The organism is Pseudomonas imrae (genome assembly GCF_046352735.2).
Taxonomy (GTDB): Bacteria; Pseudomonadota; Gammaproteobacteria; order Pseudomonadales; family Pseudomonadaceae; genus Aquipseudomonas; species Aquipseudomonas imrae.
This window is the reverse complement of sequence record NZ_CP110853.2, coordinates 3,663,651-3,687,780: the sequence shown is the minus strand read 5'-3', so window position 1 is coordinate 3,687,780 and position 24,130 is coordinate 3,663,651. Positions and strand designations below refer to the sequence as shown.

Here is a 24,130-nt window from a genome sequence, read left to right as displayed (position 1 = left end):
ATCAGAACTCTAACTCCGCGCTGAAGTAGAGTACGTGGCGCTGGTCGTAATTGTTTTGCGGCCAGGTAGTGGGCTGATGATCGAGTCGCTGTTGCAACATGCCCGCCAGCTCCAGATTGGCCTTGCCCAGGGCAAGGCGCTTGGCCACGCGCATGTCGACCCGTTCAAAGCGGTATTGGTTAAGCGCATCGTTGCCATAATAGAACAGCGCACTGGACCAGCCGTGGCCCCATTCACGCATCCAGCCAGCCGAGCCACTGTTGCGCGACGTTTGTTGTCGGTCCAGCGGGTTGCTGGCACGGGCATCGACATAGGCATAGGTCACGCGCAGTCGGTCAGCCGTGCTCACATGCCAGTCCAGTTGGGTCTCTGCGCCGGTAAAACGCGATGTGTTGCTGTTGCTGGCAATGTACTGGTTATTGCGCAACGGCTCGCTGATCATGCCGCTGATCTCGTCGTAGAACAGCTTGACGTCGATGTTCAGTCCCTGATCGGCGAAATAACCGTTATAGCCCAGTTCCCGGGAACGCATCAGTTCCTTGTCGAGATTGCCCGGGCCGCGGGTCTTGACGAAGTACTGGCCGGAAGTCTGCCCATAGGTAGGGGAGCTGAGGTTGGTTACCTGGTAACTCCAGTTGACGTTGTTTTCGAACATGTCCGGCGAGCGGATGGCTTCGGAATACACCGCCCGCAGGCCATGGCGCGGGTTGATCAGGTAATTGACCGCGACCCTTGGCGTGAGCGAATTGCCGCTCAGGTCGGTGTTTTCGTACATCGCGCCGCCCTGTACCAGCCAATGTTCGCTGGCCCGCCACTCCAGGTGACCGAACAGGCGCCAGGTGGTGTCGTCCAGGGTGCCGTTGAAATAGGTCTCGGAGTCGGCGCGGTCGTAACGGTAATTCATGCCGCTGACCAGGCGCAGGCTGTCGGACAGACTGAAGGTGTCCTGTACTTCCAGGTCGAAGCGGCTTTCCTTGGTGCTTTGGTCGATATTCCCGCAGACGCTGTCTTTGCCTCCGTCATTCCACTGTTGCAAGACTTGTTGCGCCAGCGCCTGCTCGGCGGCTGTGCCGGGTGGCGGGCCGCCGTTTTCGTAGTTCTCCATATGCCGCGCCAGGCGCTCGGCATAATTGGAGTTGAGCTGCCACAGTTGGGTCAATTGGGGACTGAACGAAACTTTGGCATCACAGGCTTTCCAGATCTGCCGGCGATCCCACTGTTGTGCAGAGCCCTGGATGTACAGGCTATGGTCGGGATTGAAATCGAAATTCCAGCGCAGGGAGGCGGCGTAATCCTTGGCGCTGACATCGGAGTCCGTACCGCCGTCGGTAATTCCGGAGAACACTGGCTCGTAGGTATAAGGCCGCTGGTTGGTTCCTTCCTTGGCGCTCAGTTGCCAATCGATGCTTTGTTGCTGGTTCAGCGTCTGACTGACCGCGAGGCTGAAACGATTGAGACGCCGGCTGTCAGGGGAAGCCGCGCCGACGTCGTCGCTATCGAAACCGTCATCCTGTTGCCCAGACAACGACAGGCGCAGGCTGCCGGTGTCCCAGCCCAGGCCCTGGCTGGCGTACCAGTCGTTGATCCCGCGTGCTCCGCGGGTGATTTTCATCCGCGTGCCCTGGCTGTTGGCCGCAGAGCGGGTGAGGATATTGACCACCGCCATCAATGCGTTGGCGCCATAGCTGACAGTATTCGGCCCGCGGAACACTTCAATGCGCTCGATGTCCTCCATGGCCACTGGAATATCGCTCCAGTCCACGGTAGCCAGGCCTGCGCGATACACCGAGCGGCCATCGATCAGCACTTGCAGGCGCCGGGCTTCGCTGGCGCTGGTGCCGTGGTAATTCACCGAGGCCTGGTTCCCGGTGGTATAGCCGACCATCATCCCCGGCACCAGCCGCAGCAATTCGGAGATGTCCCGCGCACCGCTGGCCTTGATCAGTTCACTGTCGAGCACCGTCATGCTGCCGGGCACGGCTGCGGCCGACTGCTTGAGTCGGGTCGCGGTCAGTACTTGCGGCAACGGCTGGCTGTCGAGGAACAGGTCATCGGCCAGCAACGGGGTGCTGACCAGCAGTGCCAGAAGAACGGATGAGCGAGGAGGAGGGCCCAAATACACGGCTCGGCCTTGATAATTACGGATAGCCGCCCATGTTAACTGAGGTGTGCGCTTTTGCCAGTCGCCAGGCGTGCAATTGCTGTGGGCTATTCGGCCATTTTCCGACAGAACGCGGGAAATCAAGGGGGGGCTGGCCGCCGTCTGGTCGGCCCGTATAATGCCGCCATCGCCACTGGTATGGATTAACGGATTGCATATGACTGAGCAACGCCCAATTGCGGTCCTGGGAGGCGGAAGTTTTGGTACCGCCGTGGCTAATCTGCTGGCTGAAAATGGCCATCAGGTACGTCAGTGGATGCGTGATCCCGAACAGGCCGAGGCCATTCGGGTCCATCGGGAAAACCCCCGTTACCTAAAAGGCATCAAGATTCATCCGGCTGTTTCGCCGGTCACGGATTTGCAGGCAACCCTGGAGGCCTGCGACTTGAGTTTTGTTGCGTTGCCGTCCAGCGCCTTGCGTTCGGTGCTCGCGCCCCATGCCGAGCGTCTGGCAGGCAAGTTGCTGGTCAGCCTGACCAAAGGCATCGAGGCCCAGACGTTCAAGCTGATGAGCGAGATTTTGCAGGAGATCGCTCCTTTGGCGCGCATCGGTGTGCTCTCGGGGCCGAACCTGGCCCGGGAAGTGGCCGAGCACGCCTTGACTGCCACCGTAGTGGCTAGTGAAGACGAAGCGTTGTGCGAGCAGGTCCAGGAGGTGCTGCATGGCCGCACCTTTCGCGTCTACGCCAGTGCCGACCGTTTTGGCGTGGAGCTGGGCGGTGCGCTCAAGAACGTCTATGCGATCATCGCCGGTATGGCGGTTGCGTTGGGCATGGGGGAAAACACCAAGAGCATGTTGATCACTCGTGCCTTGGCGGAAATGACCCGTTTTGCGGTCAACCAGGGCGCCAACCCGATGACTTTCCTCGGCCTGGCGGGCGTGGGCGACCTGATCGTCACCTGCTCGTCACCGAAAAGCCGCAACTATCAGGTCGGCTTCGCTCTGGGCCAGGGCTTGAGTCTGGAGGACGCCGTGACCCGCCTGGGCGAAGTGGCCGAAGGGGTCAACACGCTTAAGGTGCTCAAGGCCAAGGCTCAGGAAGTGGGTGTGTATATGCCACTGGTTGCCGGCTTGCATGCGATTCTGTTTGAAGGGCGCACCTTGAATCAGGTCATTGAGGCCTTGATGCGGGCCGAGCCGAAAACCGATGTCGACTTTATCTCCACCAGTGGTTTCAATTGAGGAACGTGCGATGACCGATCCGAAAGCAGCACCCAAATATGAATCCATTGTCTTGCGTATCCTGTGGATGCTGGTGTTTGCCCTGGTGTGGCAAGTGGCGCAGTTTCTCCTCGGTGCCTTGGTGGTGGTGCAACTGGTTCACCGCCTGATCTACGGCGCACCGAACCTTAGCCTGATGAATTTTGGCGACAGCCTCAGTCAGTTCCTCGCGCAGATTGGCCGTTTCGGCAGCTTTCACACCGAGCAAAAACCCTGGCCGTTCGCTGACTGGCCAACGCCACGTGCGCCAGAAGGTGAAGGCGCTCACAGCGTGCTGCCAACACCGCAGCCGGCACGTGATGAAGAGCCGAAGCCATGAAGATCTGGGTATTGCGTCACGGTGAGGCCGAGGTGCATGCCCGCACGGACGCCGAGCGTAACCTCACTGAGCATGGCCGTCGTGAGGTCTTGCGCAGTGCCGCCCACCTGGTGGGGCAGCCCATCAGCGCCATCATCGCCAGTCCCTATGTACGAGCCCAGCAAACCGCACAACTGGTGCGCGAGGTGTTGGGGTTTGAGCCAGAAGTGCGCACGGCGCCTTGGCTGACGCCTGAGGGCAATCCACTGCAGGTACTGGAGAAGCTCGGCAGCGATGACTATGTGCTGCTGGTCAGCCATCAGCCATTGGTCGGTAGCTTGATCAGCTTCCTGCAGCATGGCCATCAGCGTCAGCCACAGCCGATGCACACCGCCAGCTTGGCGGAGCTGGAAGGGGACTTTCCGTTGGCGGGATTGATGAGCCTCAATAGCGTCAAAAACCCCTGATCCTCAAGATAGTACTCGGCCAAATGGGAGCGGGCTTGCTCGCGATGACGGTATAACAGTCGACATTAATAGTGACTGCTCCACCGTCATCGCGAGCAAACCCACATTTTGACCGGGTTCACAGATCAAAATGAGGGAGCCTCGCACAGCCAGCATCACTCACCCTGCGGCAACTCGATCACGAACCTCGTCCATCCCATCCCCGACTCACACCAGATCCGCCCACCGTGCGCCCGCACAATTGACTGAGTGATTGCCAACCCCAGCCCGGCATGTTCACTGCTGCCTTCACGGCGCGCTGGGTCCGCACGGTAAAAGCGATCGAACAACCTCGGTAACAACGCTTCTGGAATACCATCCCCGGTGTTTTCCACACTCAGTTTCACGCCCCGGGCACTTCGGGCAATTCGCATACTGACCTTGCCGCCCTGCGGTGTAAACCGCAGTGCATTATCCAGCAGGTTGGAGAGGGCGCGGCGCAACATGCCGCGGTCGCCGACCACGTGGCCCGTGCCTTCGCGCAGCAGCCTGACCTGAGAGTCTTCGGCCAATGGCGCAAAGAACTCAAGCAATGCGTCGGCTTCGTCCGCCAGCGCCAATGAGTCACGTTTGGGGGTCAACAATCCGTGATCGGCCTTGGCCAGGTACAGCATGTCGTTAACCAGTTGGGCCATCCATTGCAGCTCATCCAGGTTGCTGTGCAACGCCTCGCGGTAATCTTCCAGCGGTCGAGGCTGTGTGAGGATGACCTGGGTGTGGGTCAGCAAGTTTGACAGCGGCGTGCGCAGCTCGTGGGCGATATCGGCGGAAAACGCCGAGAGACGCTGGAATGCATCATCCAGGCGGCCGAACATGGCGTTGAAGGCGTGGGCCAATTCTGCGAGTTCTGCAGGCATTTGCTCTTGGGGCAGGCGTTGGGTCAGGGAGTGTGCGGACACGCCGGCTGCCATTTCGCTCATCCGGCGCAAGGGGCGCAGGCCACTGCGCGCGGCCCAGGCGCCCAACAGCGCGGTGGCCAGGGCCGAGAGGCCGACGGTCAGCCAGATCAGGTGCTGCATACGTTGCAGGAAGTGTTGGTGATGAGTGATGTCGAGTATCAGCGCCAGTTGTGGCGAATTGACGTCACCGGCTGTAAGAGGTGCGTTATACAGTCGGTAATCAATCCCCGAGTTTTGCAGGCTGTGCAGGCCGGGCGCCTGGGGCAAGGTAATGCCCGGCGCGCCGTCGAGCCAGCGCTGATCATCCTTGGCGGTGATCCGTAGGGTAAGGTCCGGTTGGCGGCGCAGTTCTTCGCGCAGTTGCGGTTCGCGTTGGGTAAATAACGCCAGGGTGTCTGCACCCTGCAAAGTGCTGCGCAGCGCTACCAGCTTGCCGTCGAGCAACTGCTGGTCCAGCTCGATAAAATGCGCCTCGCTGGCACGGTTGAACAATACCCCGGCCAGCAGCGAAACCACTGCAGTACAGGCCGCAAACAACAGAGCCAGGCGGCTGGTGAGGGAAATCCGGTTGATCAACTGAAGCGCTCCTCAAGTACATAGCCCATGCCGCGTACCGTGTGAATCAGCTTGTTGGGGAACGTGTCGTCGACTTTCAGGCGCAGGCGGCGGATCGCCACTTCGATGATGTTGGTGTCGCTGTCGAAGTTCATGTCCCAGACCTGGGAGGCGATCAGTGACTTGGGTAGCACTTCGCCCTGGCGGCGCAGAAGCATTTCCAGCAGCGCAAACTCCTTGGCCGTGAGGTCGATGCGCTGGCCACTGCGCTCTACCCGTCGACGGATCAAGTCCAGACGCAAGTCAGCCAGTTGCAGGCTTGTTTCCTGCGACCCGCTGCTACCACGCCGCAACAGGCTGCGCACGCGCGCCAACAGTTCGGAAAAGGCGAAAGGCTTGACCAGATAGTCGTCTGCTCCCAACTCCAGGCCGTGGACACGATCTTCCACGGCATCTCTTGCGGTCAGGAACAGTACAGGGATCTCCAGGCCGGCACTGCGCACTGCCTGGAGGATCTGCCAGCCATCGCGGCCCGGCAGCATCACATCAAGAATCAACAGATCATAGTTGCCGGTCAGCGCCAGATGCTGGCCGCTGGTGCCGTCGGCCACCAGTTCGGTATTGAACCCGGCTTCGGCCAGGCCCTGGCGCAGATATTGGCCGGTTTTCGGTTGGTCTTCGACGATCAATAGCTTCATGGGTGGCTCGTGGCAACGGGGTAACAGCGGGTTTATACCTTGCGCGCCGGGGTACGGGCGCAACCTGACAAAGTTGTAATCTAGCAGTCAGCTGACTGGCAGCGGCGCATGATTAGAGTTTCCCACAGGTGGCGCCCTTATCTTTGGAGGATGAACATGTTTTTGCGCAAGTCTTGGTGGTTGGCAGGTTGCCTGTTGGTTTCAAGCGCTCCGGCGCTGGCTGCGGGGGAGCATACTTTCGCTTTTGGGCAAGCAGCGCCGGCGGCCAAGGCCAGCCGTACGGTAGAAGTGCTGCTGGAGGATATTGCCTTCTCACCCAAGTCCCTCGACGTAAAAGCCGGTGAAACTGTACGTTTTGTGCTGGTCAATAAAGGGCAGTTGCTTCACGAGTTCAACCTGGGTGACGCGGCGATGCATGCTGATCACCAGAAGGAAATGCTCAAGATGCAGGCCAGCGGTATGTTGACCACTACCGGCATGAGCCAGATGGACCATAGTGCAATGGGGCACGGTGACATGGGCGGTATGAAACATGACGACCCCAACAGCGTATTGGTTGCGCCGGGTCAAACCGCAGAGTTGACCTGGACGTTCAGCAAGGCGGGTGAGTTGGAGTTTGCCTGTAACATCCCCGGGCATTACCAAGCAGGCATGGTTGGCAAGCTGAACGTCAACCAGTAGGCAGGTGGTACGCAAAGACGGGAACAAAGGCTGGTAGACTGCTGGGGTATATTTAGCCAGGTTTCCGTCATGCATCCCGCAGCCGAACATTCGCCACTGGGCAAGTCCAGCGAATACATCTCTACTTACACCCCATCGTTGCTGTTCCCAATTCCGCGCGCGGCCAAGTGGGCCGAGCTTGGCCTGAGCGCCGAGACGCTGCCCTACAAAGGCGTGGATTTCTGGAACTGCTTTGAATTGTCCTGGCTGCTGCCGTCGGGCAAGCCGGTGGTGGCCATCGGTGAATTCAGTATCCCCGCCGATTCCCCGAACATCATCGAGTCGAAGTCTTTCAAGCTCTACCTTAACTCGTTGAACCAGACGCCATTTACCGATGTGCAAAGCCTTGAGGCAACCCTGTGTGCCGACCTGGGCGCGGCGGCCGGCAAGCCGGTGGGCGTGCGAGTTCGCAGCCTTGCTGAAGTGGAAAACGAAGGCGTGGTTGCCCTGCCCGGTGTGTGCATCGATGACCTGGATATCAACGTCAGCAACTATGAGCACCCGCGTCCGGAACTGCTGCGTTGCGATGATTCGCGTGTGGTGGAAGAGAGCGTGCACAGTCATTTGCTCAAATCCAACTGCCCGGTCACCAGCCAGCCGGATTGGGGCAGCGTAGCGGTGCAATACCGGGGCGCGGCTTTGGATCACGCCAGTTTGCTGGAGTATCTGGTGAGCTTTCGCCAGCACTCGGACTTTCATGAGCAGTGTGTGGAGCGAATCTTCCTCGATCTGCAGCGCTTGCTGAAGCCTTCGAAGCTGACGGTATATGCGCGGTATGTGCGTCGGGGTGGGCTGGATATCAATCCGTATCGCAGCACTGAGGATGTGACCTTCCAGAATTTGCGCCTGGCCCGTCAGTAGTTTTCATCCAAAATCAAAAATGTGGGAGCGGGCTTGCCCGCTCCCACATTTTGACTTTGTGTCGGGCTTGGGTCTGCGTTAGATCCCGATGTTGCCCAGGGTCACGACAATATTGCGCAAGGTTGCGGCAATGCCAGGATGATCCAGTTCGAAGCGTTCTACTGCCAGGTTCACGTCGTCGGAGATGCTGGGCGGTTGAGTGGCTGGTTCCAGTTCAAGCTGCACTTCAAATTTGGCAAGCAGTGCTTCCAGTGCTTCACGTTTTTCCGGCGACAGCGGTGGTTCCTGTTCCAATTGCTCGCGTAGGGTGTTGACCTGTTCTTGCAGTTTTTCGCGGGCAGGCATGGCGTTCTTCCTTTTATCGATAGGCATTGGCATAGACCGCAACGTGACGATAAAGGTCTATGGACTGACCTGTAGATTAATCCAGTCGCCGGCACTGTGCATGATCTTGATCAGGGTTTTTCGCCCTTGAGCCGACGCAGGTTGATATCTGCCAGGCAAGTGTCCAGCTCGCCCAGGTGGTCGATCACAGAATGCACACCCAGCCCGTACAATGCGACGGTTGCCTTGCCTCGCTTGTACTCGCGCTGCTGTTCGCTGAGCGCCTGCCACTGTGCAGGCGAGAGCCCGCACAAGGAACCGCATGACGCCAGGCCGATAGTCCAGAGCCCGGCGTTGAGCCCTGATTGCAATAGTCGTGGTTCACCGCTGACCAGCACGCAGCCCTCCAGGCACTCGATGTTGAGGTCCATCAAGGCTTGCCAGCAGGCGTGAGGGGCAGGCCAGTGAGTGCTGACGGGGGTGGTGGCCTTGATCCAGCGCGGTAGCCCGGCGGCCAGGGCATTAGTAATCCTGGCGGGCAGTTCATCGAGCCAGGCACAGGGAATGCCTTGTTCTTCCAGGCCATGCAGTATGTTCAATGCGCCAGGGGTGGCGAGGATTTCGGTGCCTGGGAGAGTGTCGGCGCGGGCCAGGGAACCGAAGTCTACCAGGCAACCACTGAGCCCAAACAAAACGGCGGTCAACGACGGGTCGCTGTCAGTAAGGATTTGCGCGTGGGGCATTTCGACGTCCCTGAAAATAGCTATGACGCTATCGCATCCCGATGACAGGCAGATGACACGCTGTACGGAACAACCACATGGGTTACAAAAAAGTGCATTCACATAGGTGACACTTTGATTGAAACATAGCCGTTTTTTGCGTCCCGGGCATTGACGTGACCGAGGATCACCGGACCGAAGATAACATTCCATACCCCGTCTTTGATCATCTCCATTCCAATGGTTTGATGCCTGAGCAGGTTCCCCACATATATCCGCAGACCATCTCGATTAATGATTCCGCTACCATCGGCCAGGTAACACTCAACATGGCTCGCATACCCCATTTCCGGTAGTTTCTCCGGGTAAGCTCGGGTTGATGGGGTATAGCAGGACGCCGGGGTTTTCTGGCCGAGTGCCTCGTGTCCCCGTTCGTGATTGTAGTGCTGCATAAATCGATCAAAGTGTTTTTGCTGAGCCTCCCAGGCAATGGCCGGCGGTTTGGGAAACGTACTCTTCAATGTCCGGTGCATACGCTCATGACGTCCATTTTGATCTGGTCGACCGGGCTCAATTCGCTCAGGAATAATCCCAAGGCGTAGCCACCAGATCGATAACTGCGACAACCCCGCACGCCCCGTGCTCGCAAACGGCACGCCATTATCGGTTCGGATGCGCTCAGGCATCCCATACTCCCGAAAGACGCGCTCGAAGGTTTGCTGGGTCTCCTTGAGATTGGTGTTAGCCATGCTCTCGCAGGCAAGCAAGAAGCGACTGGCATGGTCCATGATCGTCAGCGGATAACACCAGACACCCGCTCCGGTGAGAAATTGGCCTTTGTAATCTGCGCTGAAGAGTTGATTAGGCGATTCTGCCCTACGCAAAGGCTTGGGATAGACAGCGACACGCTGGCGCAACGGTCGAGACGTGATCAGGTCCGCTGCCTTAAGGATGTTGTAGATGGTCGTTTTAGAAGGCGGATCCTGTCCGGGAAAGCGTTTCATCAGATCGTTCTGAATCTTTTTAGGACCCGGAACCGTTTCGCCAGTAGAGCGAAACTCAATGATTGCCTGCCTCACAACCAGCGGCACCACATAGGTCTGGTTGTGCCGGCGCCGACTACGCTCATCGAGCCCACTGGGCCCCTCTAGCTGATAGCGTTCGACCCACTTATAGCCAGTCTTTCGGCTGATCTGATAGTCCTGACACAGCTGGCTAAAGCTGTGCTCTTCAGACAGATACGCCGCGATGAACATCACTTTGAGGTCCATAGGTTTCAGCTCTTTCCAGGGCATGGTCAGATCCTCGCGAAATCGACCATGCCAGTTAATAACTGTTACCTATGTGCTTGAACTGATTTGTAACCCATGTGGGTGAGTCATACCCACGCTATTGTTTGTAGGGATTTTGTGCATTTTATGAGTGAAATTTCCTTCGGGCTGCCTAATTCGACACTTCCGTCATATACTGACGACCTAATTCAGGGCATAGCGCCCGTGACAAACCATTCAAGGAGTTCAAGCTATGCGCTGGAGCCAGTGTCTCGCTCAACTGTCGGTGTGTGCCAGCTTCATGCTGGTGCCTTTCGCGGCCCAGGCAGCGGAAGACGATCCATGGGAAAGTGTCAACCGTCCAATCTTTACCTTCAACGACACGATTGATACCTATGCGCTCAAGCCATTGGCGCAGGGCTATCAGTTCATTACGCCGCAGTTTGTCGAAGACGGTATCCACAACTTCTTCCGCAATATCGGTGACGTCGGCAACCTGGCGAACAACGTACTGCAACTCAAGCCCCATGCGGCAGGTGTCGATACCGCTCGTTTGCTGGTCAACACCACGTTCGGCGTGTTGGGTTTCATTGATGTCGGCACCAGAATGGGCCTGCAGCGCAGTGACGAAGACTTCGGCCAGACACTTGGTTATTGGGGGGTGGGCAGCGGTCCTTACGTAATGCTGCCGCTGCTGGGCCCAAGCACCGTGCGTGACGCGCCGTCCAGATACGTCGACAGTTTCACCGAACCGTACCGCTACATGAATGACATTCCATGGCGCAACAGCACCATGGGCCTGGACATCGTCGATACCCGCGCCAGCCTGCTGTCGGCCGAGAAGATGATCAGCGGCGACAAATACACCTTTATCCGCAATGCCTACCTGCAGAACCGCGAGTTCAAGGTCAAGGACGGCAAGGTTGTAGACGATTTTTAAGGTTTATACCTTGAATGAAAAAGGCGGCCTCCGGGGTCGCCTTTTTTGTGTGCATTGATTTCAGTACATCTTGAGGATTTTCAGGTCCGCCTGAGTGTCGGCTTGCATACCTCTGCCCGATGCGCACGTTTATTGTCGCTTGCCTGGAACGGATAGTGCGCCTGGACCTGCTTTCCCGAGCAGGTTTCATCCTTCCATTGAGTTGTGGTTTCGTCCGTTCTTATAACTAGCGGTGATTTGCGAGGTAAAGACGCCTGGCGACCATCGGCATGAGCTTGAAACCCCTGCCGGATGGGAGTACCGTCTGCGCCTTAGAAGGGCACCTCTGTTTTACCTTTTCGCGTGAGTAACAGGCTCATGTTTTGTAGGACAGAGAGGCTAGAAAGCGAATCCAGTAGTGTGAGCCAGGCCATTGCCGAGCTGCCTACGCCAACCTAATTCTGGCGCCGTTTGCCCACATGCAAAAAACCAGTGCCACGCTGCTGTTAATCGATGACGACGAAGTAGTGCGCGCGAGCCTCGCGGCCTATTTGGAAGACAGTGGCTTCAGCGTCCTGCAGGCCAACAATGGTCTCCAGGGTCTTCAGGTGTTCGAGCGCGACAAGCCAGACCTGGTGATCTGCGACCTGCGCATGCCTCAGATGGGCGGCCTCGAACTGATCCGCCATGTGACTGACCTTGCCCCGCAAACCCCGGTGATTGTCGTGTCCGGTGCGGGCGTGATGAACGACGCCGTGGAAGCCCTGCGCCTGGGCGCTGCCGATTACCTGATCAAGCCCCTTGAAGACTTGGCTGTGCTGGAGCACTCGGTGCGCCGGGCGTTGGATCGTGCGCGGCTGCTGGTGGAAAACCAGCGCTACCGCGAGAAGCTGGAAACCGCCAACCGTGAATTGGAAGCCAGCCTGAACCTGCTCCAGGAAGACCAGAACGCCGGTCGCCAGGTGCAGATGAACATGCTGCCGGTCAGTCCCTGGGCCATCGACGATTTTCATTTTGCCCACCAGATCATCCCGTCGCTGTATCTGTCGGGTGATTTTGTCGACTATTTTAGGGTGGACGAGCGGCGGGTTGCGTTTTATCTCGCCGATGTCTCCGGGCACGGTGCGTCTTCGGCATTTGTCACCGTGCTGTTGAAATTCATGACCACGCGACTGTTGTTTGAGTCCAAGCGCAACGGCACCTTGCCCGAGTTCACACCTTCGCAAGTGCTGGGCCACATCAACCGTGGCCTGATCAGTTGCAAACTGGGTAAGCACGTGACCATGGTAGGCGGCGTGATCGATGAAGAAACCGGTCTTTTGACCTACAGCATTGGCGGTCACCTGCCATTGCCGGTCTTGTACACGCCAGACAGTGTGCGTTACCTGGAGGGGCGTGGTTTGCCGGTCGGCTTGTTCAATGAAGCCACCTACGAAGATCACATTCTGGAGCTGCCGCCGACTTTCAGCCTGACACTGATGTCCGACGGCATTCTGGACCTTTTGCCAGAGCCTACACTCAAAGAGAAAGAAGCCGCCTTACCCCAACGGGTCAGGTCGGCGGGCGGCAGCCTGGATGGCCTGCGGCAGGTTTTTGGATTGGCCACGCTAGGGGAGATGCCGGATGATATCGCCCTATTGGTGTTGAGCAGGAATCTTTGATGAGTACCGGAAGAATCCAGTTCGCCGAGCAAGACGGGACTTTCGTCCTGAAATTTGTTGGTGAAGTGCGCCTGACCCTGTGTTCGGCGCTGGATGCAACGATTGAGCGGATTTTCACTGCCTTGAACTTCTCGGCGATCGTGATCGATCTGACCGAAACCCGCAGCATCGACAGCACTACCCTTGGTTTGTTGGCCAAGTTGTCCATTCTGTCGCGGCAGAAGGTCGGACTGCTGCCGACCGTCGTGACCACCCATGAAGACATCACGCGACTGCTGCAGTCGATGGGATTTGACCAGGTGTTCAACATCGTTGACCGTCCGATCCCATGCCCGGAATGCCTGACCGACCTGCCATCCCAGGACCAGTCCGAGGAAGTGGTGCGGATCAAGGTGCTCGAAGCGCACAAGATCCTCATGGGCCTTAACGAGTCCAATCGCGAAGCCTTCCACGACCTGGTCAATGCCCTCGAACGCCACTGACCTGTGGGAGCGAGCTTGCTCGCGATAGGGCCAGCCCCTTCATCACGACGTTCCAGCACAAAAAAGGGCGGTACCCTCACAGGTACCGCCCTTTTTGTCGTCGCCTGCCTTACAGCTTGGCAGCCAGCAGAGCCTCGAGCTTCTCCTGGTCACGAGCAAACTGACGAATACCTTCGGCCAGCTTCTCGGTCGCCATCGCATCCTCGTTGGATTCCCAGCGGAACTGCGCTTCGCTCATATGCACACGCGCTTCGCCCGCGTGGCCCGGCGACAGCTTACGTTCCAGCTTGCCGTTGTCGGCTGCCAGTTTCTCCAGCAAATCCGGACTGATGGTCAGGCGGTCGCAGCCGGCCAATTCTTCGATCTGACTCAGGTTACGGAAGCTCGCACCCATCACCACGGTCTTGTAGCCATTAGCCTTGTAGTAGTTGTAGATGCGCGTTACCGACTGCACGCCCGGATCATCGGTGCCGGTGTAGTCGTTGCCGCTGGATTTTTTGTACCAGTCGTAGATGCGGCCTACGAACGGCGAAATCAGGAACACGCCCGCTTCAGCGCAAGCCACGGCCTGAGCGAAGGAGAACAGCAGGGTCAGGTTGGTCTGGATACCTTCTTTTTCCAGCTGCTCGGCGGCACGGATGCCTTCCCAGGTGGAGGCAATCTTGATCAGTACGCGGTCGCGGCCAATGCCGGCTTTTTCGTACAGGTCGATCAGGCGGTGCGCACGCTTGAGCACGGCGTCAGTATCGAACGAAAGGCGTGCATCCACTTCGGTGGAGATGCGTCCGGGAACCACTTTAAGGATCTCTTGACCGACAGCCACCGCAAAACGGTCGCTGGCCAGGCCCACATCACCGTTGCAGTCTGTGACGCACGCGTCCAGCAGCTTGGCGTAACCGGCAATCGATGCCGCCTTGAGCAGCAGGGAAGGGTTGGTGGTTGCATCTTGCGGTTTAACGCGAGCGATAGCTTCAAAATCGCCGGTGTCGGCAACGACAGTGGTGAATTGCTTGAGTTGTTCCAGCTTGGAAGTCATGGGCGTGCTCTGTCCTGTGGGTCTGATGACATTACCCGAGGGCCGAGAGCCACTCAAGGGCGCATGTGCGTGTCGAGGGCCTGTGCAGCAACATCTGCAATACGGATGTTTGAATGGTCGGGCCCGGTATCGGTAAATACGATGCCAAATCGGGGCACAGGTTCAAAGCAACTGACTGTTGATGTTTCGGCGCAGGGCCCCGCTATCGCATGCATTCTACTGATCGATCAGAGCCCTGGCGGCGGTTCCCGCCGGCTTGGACTGACCTTCGGATGTCAGCAGGCCGAAATTGCGTTCCCGGTCATTCCCGCCCGAATCACTGTTCTTCCACTCATAAAGGGACGTCAGCGGGATATTCAGTTTTTTTACATCGGTAATGAACGCACCGATTTTGCTGGCTTGTGCCTGGATCCCACCGTTGGAACTGAGCGATGGCACGCCCCATTCGCTGATGACCCCCGGCAGATGAAAGTTACGCTGAATGAATGCCTGGGCGTTCTCGATCTGAGCAGCCGACATACCATAGGGGTGATAGGCGATCGCGCTCAGGCATTTGGGGTAATCACTGACCAACTTGTGCAGCGCCGTTGTGGCAGCACTCCCTGCGCTCGGCGCCTTGGCGAAGCCAAAGCCGATCAGCGGTGTCGTGAGTGCTTTTTGTTCCAACGACTGGCACACAGCGCTCATGAACGGAACAAAGGTCTTATCGAAGTCGCGGGTTGGCCAGTATTTTTCCAGGTCCGGCTCGTTCCAGATTTCAATGGCCACCAGTTGCGGGCTATAGGACTGTTCCAGGGCAAACACAGAATCGGCGAACTGTTCTCCCGCGGCGGTAAGCTCGCCCGTGTTGCCGGATATGGTCGTCAGCGCCTTGGTTGAGCGAACGGTCATCAGCACCGGCAACTGGGCAGACTTGGCAGCGGCGAACGCATCGCTGATCTGTTTTTGATACCCCGAGCCGCCCAGGTTGTTCGTCCATACGCCAAAACGCACGAATCCAAACCCGGTCTCCTTGATCTGCCTGGCATCGGTGGCGGTGAAGTTCTGGATCTTGACCTGTACACCGATGGTCTTGCTGGCCGCCAGGGCAGGGAACAGTTCGCTGGCATGCGCCTGGCTGGCTGCAGTGAGCATCAGCAGTGTCGAAACGGCAAGTCGTTTAAAAGGGGATGAGTTCATATCGGGGTTCCTCAAGTCGAGCTGCGCATAACAACGATGGTTGATTGTCTGATGTTATTAATTCGAGGAGGTCAGAAGGTTGTGAAGTGCATGAATGTTATTTTTTGTCGGGCAGTGAATGTTAGAAAAGTGGCGTTATTTTTGGTCCGGTTATTCTAGTTGGGTGGTTTTTAGGTGACGTGGTACTAAATACGCTTGTATTTACAAGGCTGATTCGTTTCTGAGTGCGAAATGAACCTGCAGGTTCACTCAAACCCCCGCTACGTATTGGTTGATTCGACATGACACGGGAAGCGTTGCCTTGTTCAGAAATATCCTTGTTGTCTGCGTAGGCAACATTTGCCGAAGTCCTACCGCAGAACTATTGCTGCGTAATGCGCTGGCATCCACGGCCATCAAGGTCACTTCTGCGGGCCTTTGCGCTCGCGTTGGCGAAGCCATGGAGCCTGCGGCACGCCAGGTTCTGGAGGACCGTGGGCACAGTGCGCAAGCGTTTATAGCACGGCAAATTACCCCGGACATCGTTAATGCATCAGACCTGATTCTGGTCATGGAAAAAGAGCATGTAAAACAAGTGCTGAAGATTGCATCGCACGCCAGGGGCAAAGTGTTTCTTCTCGGCAAGTGGCAAAGTGATCGAGAAATACAGGATCCCTATCGTCAAGGAACAGCCGCTTTTATTCATGCCCATGCATTGATTGAAGATGCTGTTTGCTCATGGGCGCAGCGCCTCGGGCATTGACGAATAATTTTCAGATCAGTAAATGGTAAGAATCCACTTATGCAGTTACCGTCAGTAGTCGGCACCCGAGACAATGAGCGAGATGATATTGATCTGCTCGGTATATTAGGCAGTTTAATTGATCGTAAATGGTTAATAGCCGCGTGCACCGGCGTATTTATGGTGAGCGGCGTTGCCTATGCGGTTTTGTCGACACCCGTATATCTGGCAAACGCTTTGGTTCAGGTCGAACCAAAAAAGAGCGACATGCTTGGTTTCTCTGATCTCAACAGCATGCTCACTGGACAGTCTCCGTCGGTGACCGAGATCGGCATCATCAAGTCTCGAGCGGTGATAGGCAAAACCGTCGACGACCTGCACCTTGATATCGAAGTCACGCCCAACAGCTTCCCGGTCATTGGCGGTTTTCTTGCCCGACGTTATAAGGGCGGTGCCGTCGCCGCGCCGCGTTTGGGCTTGAACAGCTACGCCTGGGGCGGCGAGCACCTGGACATCGCACAACTCAATCTGCCGGAAGAATTGTTGGGCAAGAAGCTCACGCTGGTTGCCGCCGAACAGCATCGATTCCAGATTTTTGATGACAACGACAACCTGTTGGTGGACGGCAGCGTCGGTGAAGGGTTTGCGCAAAATGGCATCGAGGGGCTGATCGCCACGATGGCGGCCAATCCTGGCACCCGTTTTGAAGTGGTGCGCAAACCGCGCATCGTCACCATCCTTGATTATCAGGAGGCGCTGGATGTTTCCGAGCAAGGCAAGGAGTCGGGCATCATCCGGCTGGCGCTGGCCAGCACTGACTATGCCCAGGCGGTGAAGATCCTCAATAGAATCTCCACGTTGTATGTGCAGCAAAACGTGGAGCGCACGTCGGCCGAGGCGGCGCAAAGCCTGGACTTCCTGCAGGCCCAGTTGCCGCAGGTCAAGAGCGACCTGATCAAGGCCAGCGATGCACTCAACGGTTATCAAACCCGCGGCAAGACCGTCAATATTTCTCTCGAAACCCAATCGGTGCTGGAGCAGATTGTCGGCCTGGATACGCGTATTTCGGACTTGAAGCTGCAACAGGCGGAGCTTGATCGCAAGTTCACCAAACAGCACCCGGTCTATCGCGCCTTGATGACACAGATCGGTGAACTGACTCGCCAGCAGCAGAGCCTGGAGAACAAGGTTCAAGATCTGCCTGCCACGCAGCAGGAGTTGCTGAACCTGACCCGTGATGTGGAAGTGGCGTCGCAGATCTACACGCAGTTGCTGAACAAGTCCCAGGAACTGGACATTGTCAGGGCCGGGGCCGTGGGTAATGTTCGCCTGATCGACACCGCCGATGTCGACAACACCACGCCGGTCAAACCGCGCAAAGCCCTGATTGTTCTGATTGCGACGTTCCTCGGAGCGTTTTTCGGCGTCGCCCTGGTGCTTCTGCGCAAATCCTTGAGTCGAGGCCTGGAGGGGCCTGAAGCCATCGAGCAGCTTGGGTTGCCGGTGTATGCGTCGATTCCCTACAGCGCGCTGCAACAGGAAGAGGACAGTAAAAAAAACCGCTTGGGCGACGACTTTCGCAGGCAGGCTTTTTTGTTGGCCTCAAGCAATCCGACAGACCTGTCTATCGAGTCGATCCGCAGTCTGCGTACTTGCTTGCACTTTGCGGGACTGGATTCGACCAACAACCGGATCATGATTTCCGGCCCAAGCCCGCAGGTCGGTAAAACCTTCGTGTCTTCCAACCTCGCGGCAGTCATGGCGCAAAGCGGGCAGCGGGTGGTGTTGATCGATGCCGATATGCGCAAGGGGCATTTGCACAAGACGCTCAATATACCCATCGCCAATGGTTTGTCAGACCTATTGGTCAAGCGCTGCAGCATCGAGCAGGGCATCCATCAAACCGAGATTGAAAACCTGCATTTCATCAGTCGCGGGCAGGTCCCACCTAACCCCTCGGAACTGTTGATGCATGTGAACTTCCGTGAGTTGCTGGCACAACTCAGCGACTTGTATGACGTGGTGATCATCGACACCCCACCGCTCCTGGCGGTGACGGATGCCGCCATTGTCGGGCGTGAGACGGCGATCAGTTTGATCGTTACCCGCTTCGGTGTGAACCCTGCCAAAGAGATCGAATTGACGATTCGTCGATTCGCCCAGAACGGTATTCAGTTGAAGGGCGCGGTGTTCAATGGTGTCCAGAAACGCGCAGCGAGCTATTACGGCGAGGGCGGTTACAACTACGAGTATGCGTCCGACAAATCTTGATTCGACGTTGCTGATTACCTGCATGGAAAGGGTGGATTGTGAAAAAAGTACTGCACGTGGCCGAAACGATCAAAGGTGGAGTGGCCACCGTAATTCGTACGATATCGGCGCCACCTCAAGGCGAAGCTTCGAACTATGAGCTGGTGTATCTGATCCCGCTCGACCAGAAAAAAGAGTTGCAGGGCATTGATGAGCAACAGATCAGAACCTTCGTCAGAACCAAGCGAGATGTACTGTCGCTGCTGCGATTTGCCTGGAGTCTGGCCCGTGTGATTTTCAAGGAAAAACCTCATGTGGTTCACTTGCACAGCACCTTTTCCGGAGTCATTGGTCGTTGTGTGTGCCTGCTCCTGAAGCCGTGGCGTTCGCCGAGGATTATTTACTGCCCCCATGCCTTTTCGTTTCTGATGGAAAGTTCGCCGGCCAAACAGAAAGTCTATTCGCTGATTGAGCGGCTGTTGCAGAAAGTCACGGATGTGATCATTTGCGTCAGCCAATACGAGCTGGACACCGCCGCGACGTTTGGCATTGATCGCCATCGCATGACCTTGATCTACAACGGTATCCACCACAAGGACGATGTGCCTGCGAGCAATGAGCAAGGGCCTGTCCATCTGCTTTTTGTGGGTCGGCTCGACTATCAGAAGGGCTTTGACGTGTTGCTCAAGGCGTTTGCCGAGGTGCGACGCACTGATCTGAAACTGACCGTCGTTGGCAGTGCGGTCATCGAAGATGCGGTCGACCGACCGGTGATAGATGCGGTCGAGTATGTGCCGTGGGTGACGCCGGCCGAAGTGAGCGCGCTTTATCAGGCCGCAGATGTGCTGATAGTCCCCAGTCGCTGGGAGGGCTTTGCCATGGTGCCTCTGGAAGGCATGGCCATGGGGCTGCCGGTGATTGCCAGTGACTGCACGTCTTTGCCCGAGTTGGTCACCCATGGTGTGACCGGCTACATCTTCCCCACGGGTGACCACCAGGCTCTGACCGAGTTGTTGGCGAATATCGAGAAGCCCGGGTTGCTGGCACTCGGTGCCGAAGGCCGCAAGATAGTCCGCGAGCGATTCAGTGCCTCGTTAATGATCAGGCAAACCTACGACGTGTATTCCGCTCCCTCTTATCAAGTAGAACTCAGCTCATGAACGTAACTATTTTGCATGGCTACAGCGCCTCCAACTCCGGTGATGGCCTTCTTGTGGATTTGGCTATCGCCCTGGTGCTGCGAAATTTTGGCGCGGACACCTCAATCAACGTGGTGGCCTCAGACCCGCAGTCATTCAGTTACTTGCCCTACAAGCGCTTTGATGCACCGGTGATGGCCGCCAAGGGAATGGGACGGGTCAAGCAAGCGCTGTTTCTTGATCAGTCCTACACCGGCCTTGCGGACCTCCTGCGTTCCAGTGACTTGATTGTCGGCGTAGGCGGCGGCTACATGCGCTCCAAAAGCGCGTTTGAACATATCAAATTGAAGCTGGGGCATGCCAAGCAACTGGAAACGGCGATTCTCAGCAAAGTACCGTCGGTGTACCTGCCGCAAAGCATCGGTCCCTTCCACGGTGAAAGCAGCAAGATCGTCGGGCATTACGCCAATGCCAACGCGGTTTTTGTCCGGGACAACAGGTCATCGCAGATTTTCGCGGCCCATGAAAATGTCTACCGCGCACCTGACCTGGCCGTGCAGGCATTGGCCAGCAAGATTCTCCTGCAGCCCAAGTTCACCCGTTGTGCGTCTTCGCCTGCCGTGGTGTGTGTGGTGCTGCGCAAACCGCCGGCGTGGAGCAAGGAAAAGAAAGTCGCTTACGTGGCTAACCTGAAACGCCTGTTACAGCGGCTGAAGAACAAGAGCAAGGTGGTCTGCGCGGTGCAAAGTGCTGTGCGCGGCAACGACGACGGTGCGTTCTATCGAGAACTGGGCATTACCGAAGAGCTGCTGTCACTCAAGGCGACCCTCGCCAAATATCAGCCAGACGTGGTCATTTCCGTCAGGTTGCACGGTGCTATCGAATCGCTGCTGGCAGGCGTGCCTGCGTACCACATCAGCTATGAGCGCAAGGGCTTTGGCGCCTATCAGGACATGGGTGTGGAAGATTGGGTGATCAATGGCGGCGATATCAATGTCGACACCATTATCGACACGGTGTACGCACCGAATGCATTGTCCCGATTTGGCAAACAGTTGACGGATACCTGCAAGGAGATCGAAGCCAAGACGTTGGTCATGGACGGCATCATCAAGGGAATCGTTCGATGATATTTCGGCTATTGCTCCGGGGCGGAGCTTTAGGCGCGAAATTTTTGCTGGTGTTGGCCATCACCCACTATCTGGGATATGAAGCGTTGGGTTTTTACGGCGTGGTGATGGCCGCGTCTTTGATTGCGTCGAAGTTTTACAGCGTCGGGTTCAGTTCCGAAATCAATCGGCTGATCAGCGTCGGTGACAGTTCGCGATGGGTCGTGGATAAGGTCCTGCTGCTGTACCTGGCCGTGGGAATCGTGTTGTCGGTGGCGACGGTGGCGGTCTATTCGTTGTTCCAGGAGGTCGAGGCGAGTGCCGCGCTGATCGCTTGTGTGGCACTTTTGCTGCTCACCGAGCATCTGTCTTTTGAAATAAATTCGTTTGTGTTCTCTGCCCAGAAATCCACCTGGGGCGCGATTCTATTCTTTATCAAAACCGGGCTTTGGGCGCTGCTGGCGTTGGGCGGGTTGTTGCTGGGCTGGGTATCCAGTATTGCCAGCGTGCTGTGGTTGTGGGTGGCGGCCAATGTGCTGGTGATTGTTGCCGGTTACCTGATTGTGGTGAACGTTCACCACGAGCGGGCGACAGGTACCCTCACCACGGCCTCGGTCTGGAAGGCCGGGTTGCCGTTTTATCTGGGCACGGGCTTGATCGCGCTGAGCCAATACACCGAGCGCTTCCTGATTCTCGACATCGAGCCCTATGCGAGTCTGGGCAAGTACGTCTACGCCTGGTCCGCAGCCAATACCTTGCAAGCGCTTTCCTACGCGGTGGTTGCGGTAGTGGGCATCCCGGCACTTGCCAAGCGCTATCAGAACGACCGGCAAGCGCTGACCGTCCGGCAATTGTTCATGAACCAGTGGGTGATGCGCTCTCTGCTGGTGTCCGGCGTTGTGGCGTTGATGATCTATCTGTTCTTCAATGTCGCGCTTGATTATGTCGGTACGGCGGTGCCGCGTCCGGATAACGCCATCCTTGGCGTGCTGATTTTTTCCTTCGCCCTGCGTGCCGTCGGCGACATCGTCTGGGGCGGTCTTATCGCCTCGAAAAACAGTCGACTGTCACTCATGAGCGCGCTCATTTGCCTGTTGGTTTCCCTGCCGGTCAGTTATGTGCTGATCAAGCATCACTCTATTTATGGTGCTGCCTGGGGGAATGTCTTTTCGATCACCGTACAGCTCGGCGCCATTGTCTTGCTGACCCGGTTTTCTCGAGCGAAGGTGACCGTGTAATGGGATTGAGGCTGCCTTCCATCGAGTTTCGCGGCAGAAAACTCGACTCGTCGCTCTCGTTTCTGATTCTGTTCAGTGGCCTGTTTCTTTCTGTTGCCATGCCGCTTTTGATGCACCGGGATCCGGGCCCTGATGCCATGACGTTGTGGTCGTCGTACGCGCGTGCGGACAACTGCAACTTCTGGAATCCCTTCTCACCAGACAGGTCCTCCTACGAGTGCTCGGCATATCTACTACGACCCACTGGTATTGACCTGACCAATGCCTGGGCCTACGGGATGGCGTGCAATTTGTTCCTGACGGCAATCCCGGTGTTTATCTTCAGGCGCATGCCCCTGACAATTTTCCTCACCCTGTGCTTGTGGGGGGTGGTGCGCTCGTTTTTCTTGGAAAACCTGACCAAGGAAATCATTGTCTCGGTAGCGATGATTTCCATTTTGCTGTTCGCGTTTTCCAGGCGCTACCGCGGAGGATTTTTCTTCACGGCGCTGATCTACGGCGTGTTGATCCGGCCTTACTGGATATTGTTTTCGCTGGTCTGGGTCGGCGTGAGCTTCATGAAAAAGCACGTGTCTCGCCTGACCTTTTTCCTGATGTTGTTTGTGTTCTACCTGGCAATCGCCACGGCCATTCAGCTGGTGGCCGGTTATTCGGTGTCGTCGATTCGTGCCAGCAACAATGAGCTGCGCACGGCGGGCGAGGAGGGGTCGAAGTCGTTGATTGTGTCCTGGCTCAGCGGCGGTGACTTCGTGTCGCAGGCGCTTGATTCGATGATGATCTTTTTCCGCCTGTCGTTTCCCGTGGAGTTGATCCTGCTCTCAGGCCCAGGCCAGGTCATCTTTGTGGTGCTGATGATGATGACCTCGTTGCTGATGTTCAAAATGATCACGTCCAGCGACTACAAGGGCGTACGTATCGAAACCAAGGTCAAGGAACTGATCGCCATTCCCCTGTCCTTTTTGCTGGTGCAAGGTTTATTCGAGCCAGACTTCGGTTCCTTCGCCCGACACTTTTCCATGGTAGTGCCGGTGCTGTTCCTCGGCCTGGGGTTGCAGATGCGCGCCAGGAAACCTGAGTCGGTTGAATCAAGAATCCTGAACTGAGGCTTGTGCTTTATGTCGAGCAAGAATAAGTCGCTGGAGATCGAGACCCTGCGGGGTTTGGCCTGCCTGTTGCTGGTGCTTTATCACGTGATAGGCCCTTTGGGCGGTGGCTTGAAAATAGACCTGGGTTCGCCTTTGCGGGTGCTCGCCGACTCCATGGTGTATGTGCGCATGCCGTTGTTCACCTTTATTTCGGGCTACATCTATTCCATCTACAAAATCAGAGGCAATGACTTTTCTGCTTACTTTTTCGGCAAGGTCAGACGATTGATCGTGCCGTTGTTTTGCGTGGGTATTCCGTTCTCGGTGTTGCAGGCGGTCGGACCCGGGGTGAACAAGGAGGTGGATCTGGCCAGTGCGTTGCTGTCGTTCTATGTGCCGGTCAATCACTTCTGGTTTTTACAGGCAGTGTTCATCATTTTCATGTTTGTCGGCCTACTGGAATGGCGGGGCCTGTTGCACACAGTGAGGCGCTTGTATCTGTTGCTGGCGTTCGCGGCAGTGGTGTTTCTGCTGCCACCCTTTGCAGTCGATGCTTTTGGCATCAACGGTGCGATCTATCTGCTGCCGTTTTTTGTGATGGGGATGATTGGCCATGAAAAGGTCAACGCGATAAGGCAATCGCTCAAGGTCATCGGGCCGCTGGTATTTGTTTTGATATCAGTGGCGCTGGTGTATGTGGCGGCGATGGACCGCGAGTTGATTGTCGATCGCCGAGGCCTGGTTGGGTTGCTGGTGGGATGCGTGTCTTGCGTGGCCCTGCTGTCGAGCAACATGCGGGCGCAATGGCTGATCTGGCTCGGCGGATATTCCTACGGGATTTTCCTGTTTCATGTGCTGTTTGCTGCCACTTCCCGGCTCGTGCTGGGTCGCCTGGGTGTCAGCAATGAAGGCGCCCTGGTACTCAGCGGCCTGGTCTGTGGCCTGCTGGGGCCGGTAGTGCTGTCGAGCATTTTCAGCCGCTTCGCCCTCACCTCCACGTTGTTTCTGGGGGAGCGCGCGGCCCGTAAAAAAACACCGGCCGCTGTTACGCTACCGCAATCCTGATGACGACCC

General features: G+C 57.0%; 23 protein-coding genes. 15 read left to right on the top strand and 8 right to left on the bottom strand.

Annotated features, from left to right (window positions below; genetic code table 11):
- Position 1: 1 nt before the first annotated feature.
- A complete protein-coding gene (locus OQ460_RS16625) occupies positions 2–2,122 on the bottom strand; it encodes a TonB-dependent receptor plug domain-containing protein (protein WP_410018500.1) in 2,121 nt (706 codons plus the stop codon).
- A gap of 196 nt (positions 2,123–2,318) precedes the next feature.
- On the opposite strand from OQ460_RS16625, the gene OQ460_RS16620 reads away from it, so the two are divergent.
- The 3 genes from OQ460_RS16620 to sixA are packed head-to-tail and all read left to right on the top strand — an operon-like array spanning position 2,319 to position 4,148.
- Complete coding sequence (locus tag OQ460_RS16620) at positions 2,319–3,344, top strand: NAD(P)H-dependent glycerol-3-phosphate dehydrogenase (protein WP_410018499.1); 1,026 nt, start codon at positions 2,319–2,321, stop codon at positions 3,342–3,344.
- A 10-nt stretch (positions 3,345–3,354) separates the two neighbouring features.
- Positions 3,355–3,702, top strand: coding sequence for a DUF4389 domain-containing protein (locus OQ460_RS16615; protein WP_410018498.1), 348 nt, complete (start codon positions 3,355–3,357; stop codon positions 3,700–3,702).
- A complete protein-coding gene (sixA, locus tag OQ460_RS16610; RefSeq protein WP_410018497.1) occupies positions 3,699–4,148 on the top strand; it encodes a phosphohistidine phosphatase SixA in 450 nt (149 codons plus the stop codon). The genes OQ460_RS16615 and sixA overlap by 4 nt, the downstream gene beginning before the upstream one ends.
- 155 nt (positions 4,149–4,303) lie before the next feature.
- Here the strand turns inward: sixA and OQ460_RS16605 are convergent, their stop codons facing one another.
- Together OQ460_RS16605 and OQ460_RS16600 are read right to left on the bottom strand one after the other, a co-directional pair.
- Positions 4,304–5,662, bottom strand: a complete 1,359-nt coding sequence (locus OQ460_RS16605; protein ID WP_410018496.1) for a heavy metal sensor histidine kinase — start codon at positions 5,660–5,662, stop codon at positions 4,304–4,306.
- Positions 5,659–6,339, bottom strand: a complete 681-nt coding sequence (locus OQ460_RS16600) for a heavy metal response regulator transcription factor (protein ID WP_410018495.1) — start codon at positions 6,337–6,339, stop codon at positions 5,659–5,661. Before OQ460_RS16600 ends, OQ460_RS16605 begins: the two co-directional genes overlap by 4 nt.
- Positions 6,340–6,495: 156 nt before the next feature.
- Between OQ460_RS16600 and OQ460_RS16595 the strand changes: the two genes are divergently transcribed.
- Complete coding sequence (locus OQ460_RS16595) at positions 6,496–7,020, top strand: cupredoxin domain-containing protein (RefSeq protein WP_410018494.1); 525 nt, start codon at positions 6,496–6,498, stop codon at positions 7,018–7,020.
- A 69-nt stretch (positions 7,021–7,089) separates the two neighbouring features.
- A complete protein-coding gene (gene queF, locus OQ460_RS16590) occupies positions 7,090–7,920 on the top strand; it encodes an NADPH-dependent 7-cyano-7-deazaguanine reductase QueF (protein WP_410018493.1) in 831 nt (276 codons plus the stop codon).
- A 78-nt stretch (positions 7,921–7,998) separates the two neighbouring features.
- Here queF and OQ460_RS16585 read toward each other — a convergent pair whose 3' ends face one another.
- From OQ460_RS16585 to OQ460_RS16575, 3 genes are all read right to left on the bottom strand, one after another.
- Positions 7,999–8,265 (bottom strand): DUF4404 family protein, encoded by a 267-nt coding sequence (locus OQ460_RS16585; protein ID WP_410018492.1) that lies wholly within the window; start codon positions 8,263–8,265, stop codon positions 7,999–8,001.
- Positions 8,266–8,375: 110 nt separating this feature from the next.
- Positions 8,376–8,987 (bottom strand): HAD family phosphatase, encoded by a 612-nt coding sequence (locus OQ460_RS16580; RefSeq protein ID WP_410018491.1) that lies wholly within the window; start codon positions 8,985–8,987, stop codon positions 8,376–8,378.
- A gap of 98 nt (positions 8,988–9,085) precedes the next feature.
- Positions 9,086–10,261 (bottom strand): integrase core domain-containing protein, encoded by a 1,176-nt coding sequence (locus tag OQ460_RS16575; RefSeq protein WP_410017906.1) that lies wholly within the window; start codon positions 10,259–10,261, stop codon positions 9,086–9,088.
- Positions 10,262–10,490: 229 nt separating this feature from the next.
- Here OQ460_RS16575 and OQ460_RS16570 point away from each other — a divergent pair, with 229 nt between their 5' ends.
- The 3 genes from OQ460_RS16570 to rssC all read left to right on the top strand — a co-directional run bounded on the left by OQ460_RS16570 (position 10,491) and on the right by rssC (position 13,299).
- Positions 10,491–11,177, top strand: a complete 687-nt coding sequence (locus tag OQ460_RS16570; RefSeq protein ID WP_410018490.1) for an MlaA family lipoprotein — start codon at positions 10,491–10,493, stop codon at positions 11,175–11,177.
- 458 nt (positions 11,178–11,635) lie between these two features.
- Positions 11,636–12,817: a two-component system response regulator RssB gene (rssB, locus tag OQ460_RS16565; protein ID WP_410018489.1), complete on the top strand. Its 1,182-nt coding sequence runs from the start codon at positions 11,636–11,638 to the stop codon at positions 12,815–12,817.
- Complete coding sequence (gene rssC, locus OQ460_RS16560) at positions 12,817–13,299, top strand: anti-sigma factor antagonist RssC (RefSeq protein ID WP_010566476.1); 483 nt, start codon at positions 12,817–12,819, stop codon at positions 13,297–13,299. Before rssB ends, rssC begins: the two co-directional genes overlap by 1 nt.
- Positions 13,300–13,408: 109 nt before the next feature.
- Here the strand turns inward: rssC and tal are convergent, their stop codons facing one another.
- Both tal and OQ460_RS16550 read right to left on the bottom strand, forming a co-directional pair.
- A complete protein-coding gene (gene tal, locus OQ460_RS16555) occupies positions 13,409–14,335 on the bottom strand; it encodes a transaldolase (RefSeq protein WP_410018488.1) in 927 nt (308 codons plus the stop codon).
- A gap of 216 nt (positions 14,336–14,551) precedes the next feature.
- Positions 14,552–15,514: a glycosyl hydrolase family 5 gene (locus OQ460_RS16550; RefSeq protein ID WP_410018487.1), complete on the bottom strand. Its 963-nt coding sequence runs from the start codon at positions 15,512–15,514 to the stop codon at positions 14,552–14,554.
- Positions 15,515–15,815: 301 nt separating this feature from the next.
- Between OQ460_RS16550 and OQ460_RS16545 the strand changes: the two genes are divergently transcribed.
- The 7 genes from OQ460_RS16545 to OQ460_RS16515 are packed head-to-tail and all read left to right on the top strand — an operon-like array spanning position 15,816 to position 24,121.
- Positions 15,816–16,256, top strand: coding sequence for a low molecular weight protein-tyrosine-phosphatase (locus OQ460_RS16545; protein WP_410018486.1), 441 nt, complete (start codon positions 15,816–15,818; stop codon positions 16,254–16,256).
- Positions 16,257–16,295: 39 nt separating this feature from the next.
- Positions 16,296–18,506 (top strand): polysaccharide biosynthesis tyrosine autokinase, encoded by a 2,211-nt coding sequence (locus tag OQ460_RS16540; protein WP_410018485.1) that lies wholly within the window; start codon positions 16,296–16,298, stop codon positions 18,504–18,506.
- A gap of 38 nt (positions 18,507–18,544) precedes the next feature.
- Entirely contained in the window at positions 18,545–19,645 is a 1,101-nt protein-coding gene (locus tag OQ460_RS16535; RefSeq protein WP_410018484.1) for a glycosyltransferase, read from the top strand.
- On the top strand, positions 19,642–20,754 hold the full coding sequence (locus OQ460_RS16530) for a polysaccharide pyruvyl transferase family protein (protein WP_410018483.1): 1,113 nt from the start codon (positions 19,642–19,644) through the stop codon (positions 20,752–20,754). Before OQ460_RS16535 ends, OQ460_RS16530 begins: the two co-directional genes overlap by 4 nt.
- Positions 20,751–21,971, top strand: a complete 1,221-nt coding sequence (locus tag OQ460_RS16525) for a phosphoribosylaminoimidazole carboxylase (protein ID WP_410018482.1) — start codon at positions 20,751–20,753, stop codon at positions 21,969–21,971. The genes OQ460_RS16530 and OQ460_RS16525 overlap by 4 nt, the downstream gene beginning before the upstream one ends.
- A complete protein-coding gene (locus OQ460_RS16520; RefSeq protein ID WP_410018481.1) occupies positions 21,971–23,074 on the top strand; it encodes a hypothetical protein in 1,104 nt (367 codons plus the stop codon). The genes OQ460_RS16525 and OQ460_RS16520 overlap by 1 nt, the downstream gene beginning before the upstream one ends.
- Positions 23,075–23,086: 12 nt before the next feature.
- A complete protein-coding gene (locus OQ460_RS16515) occupies positions 23,087–24,121 on the top strand; it encodes an acyltransferase family protein (protein ID WP_410018480.1) in 1,035 nt (344 codons plus the stop codon).
- Positions 24,122–24,130 lie beyond the last annotated feature (9 nt).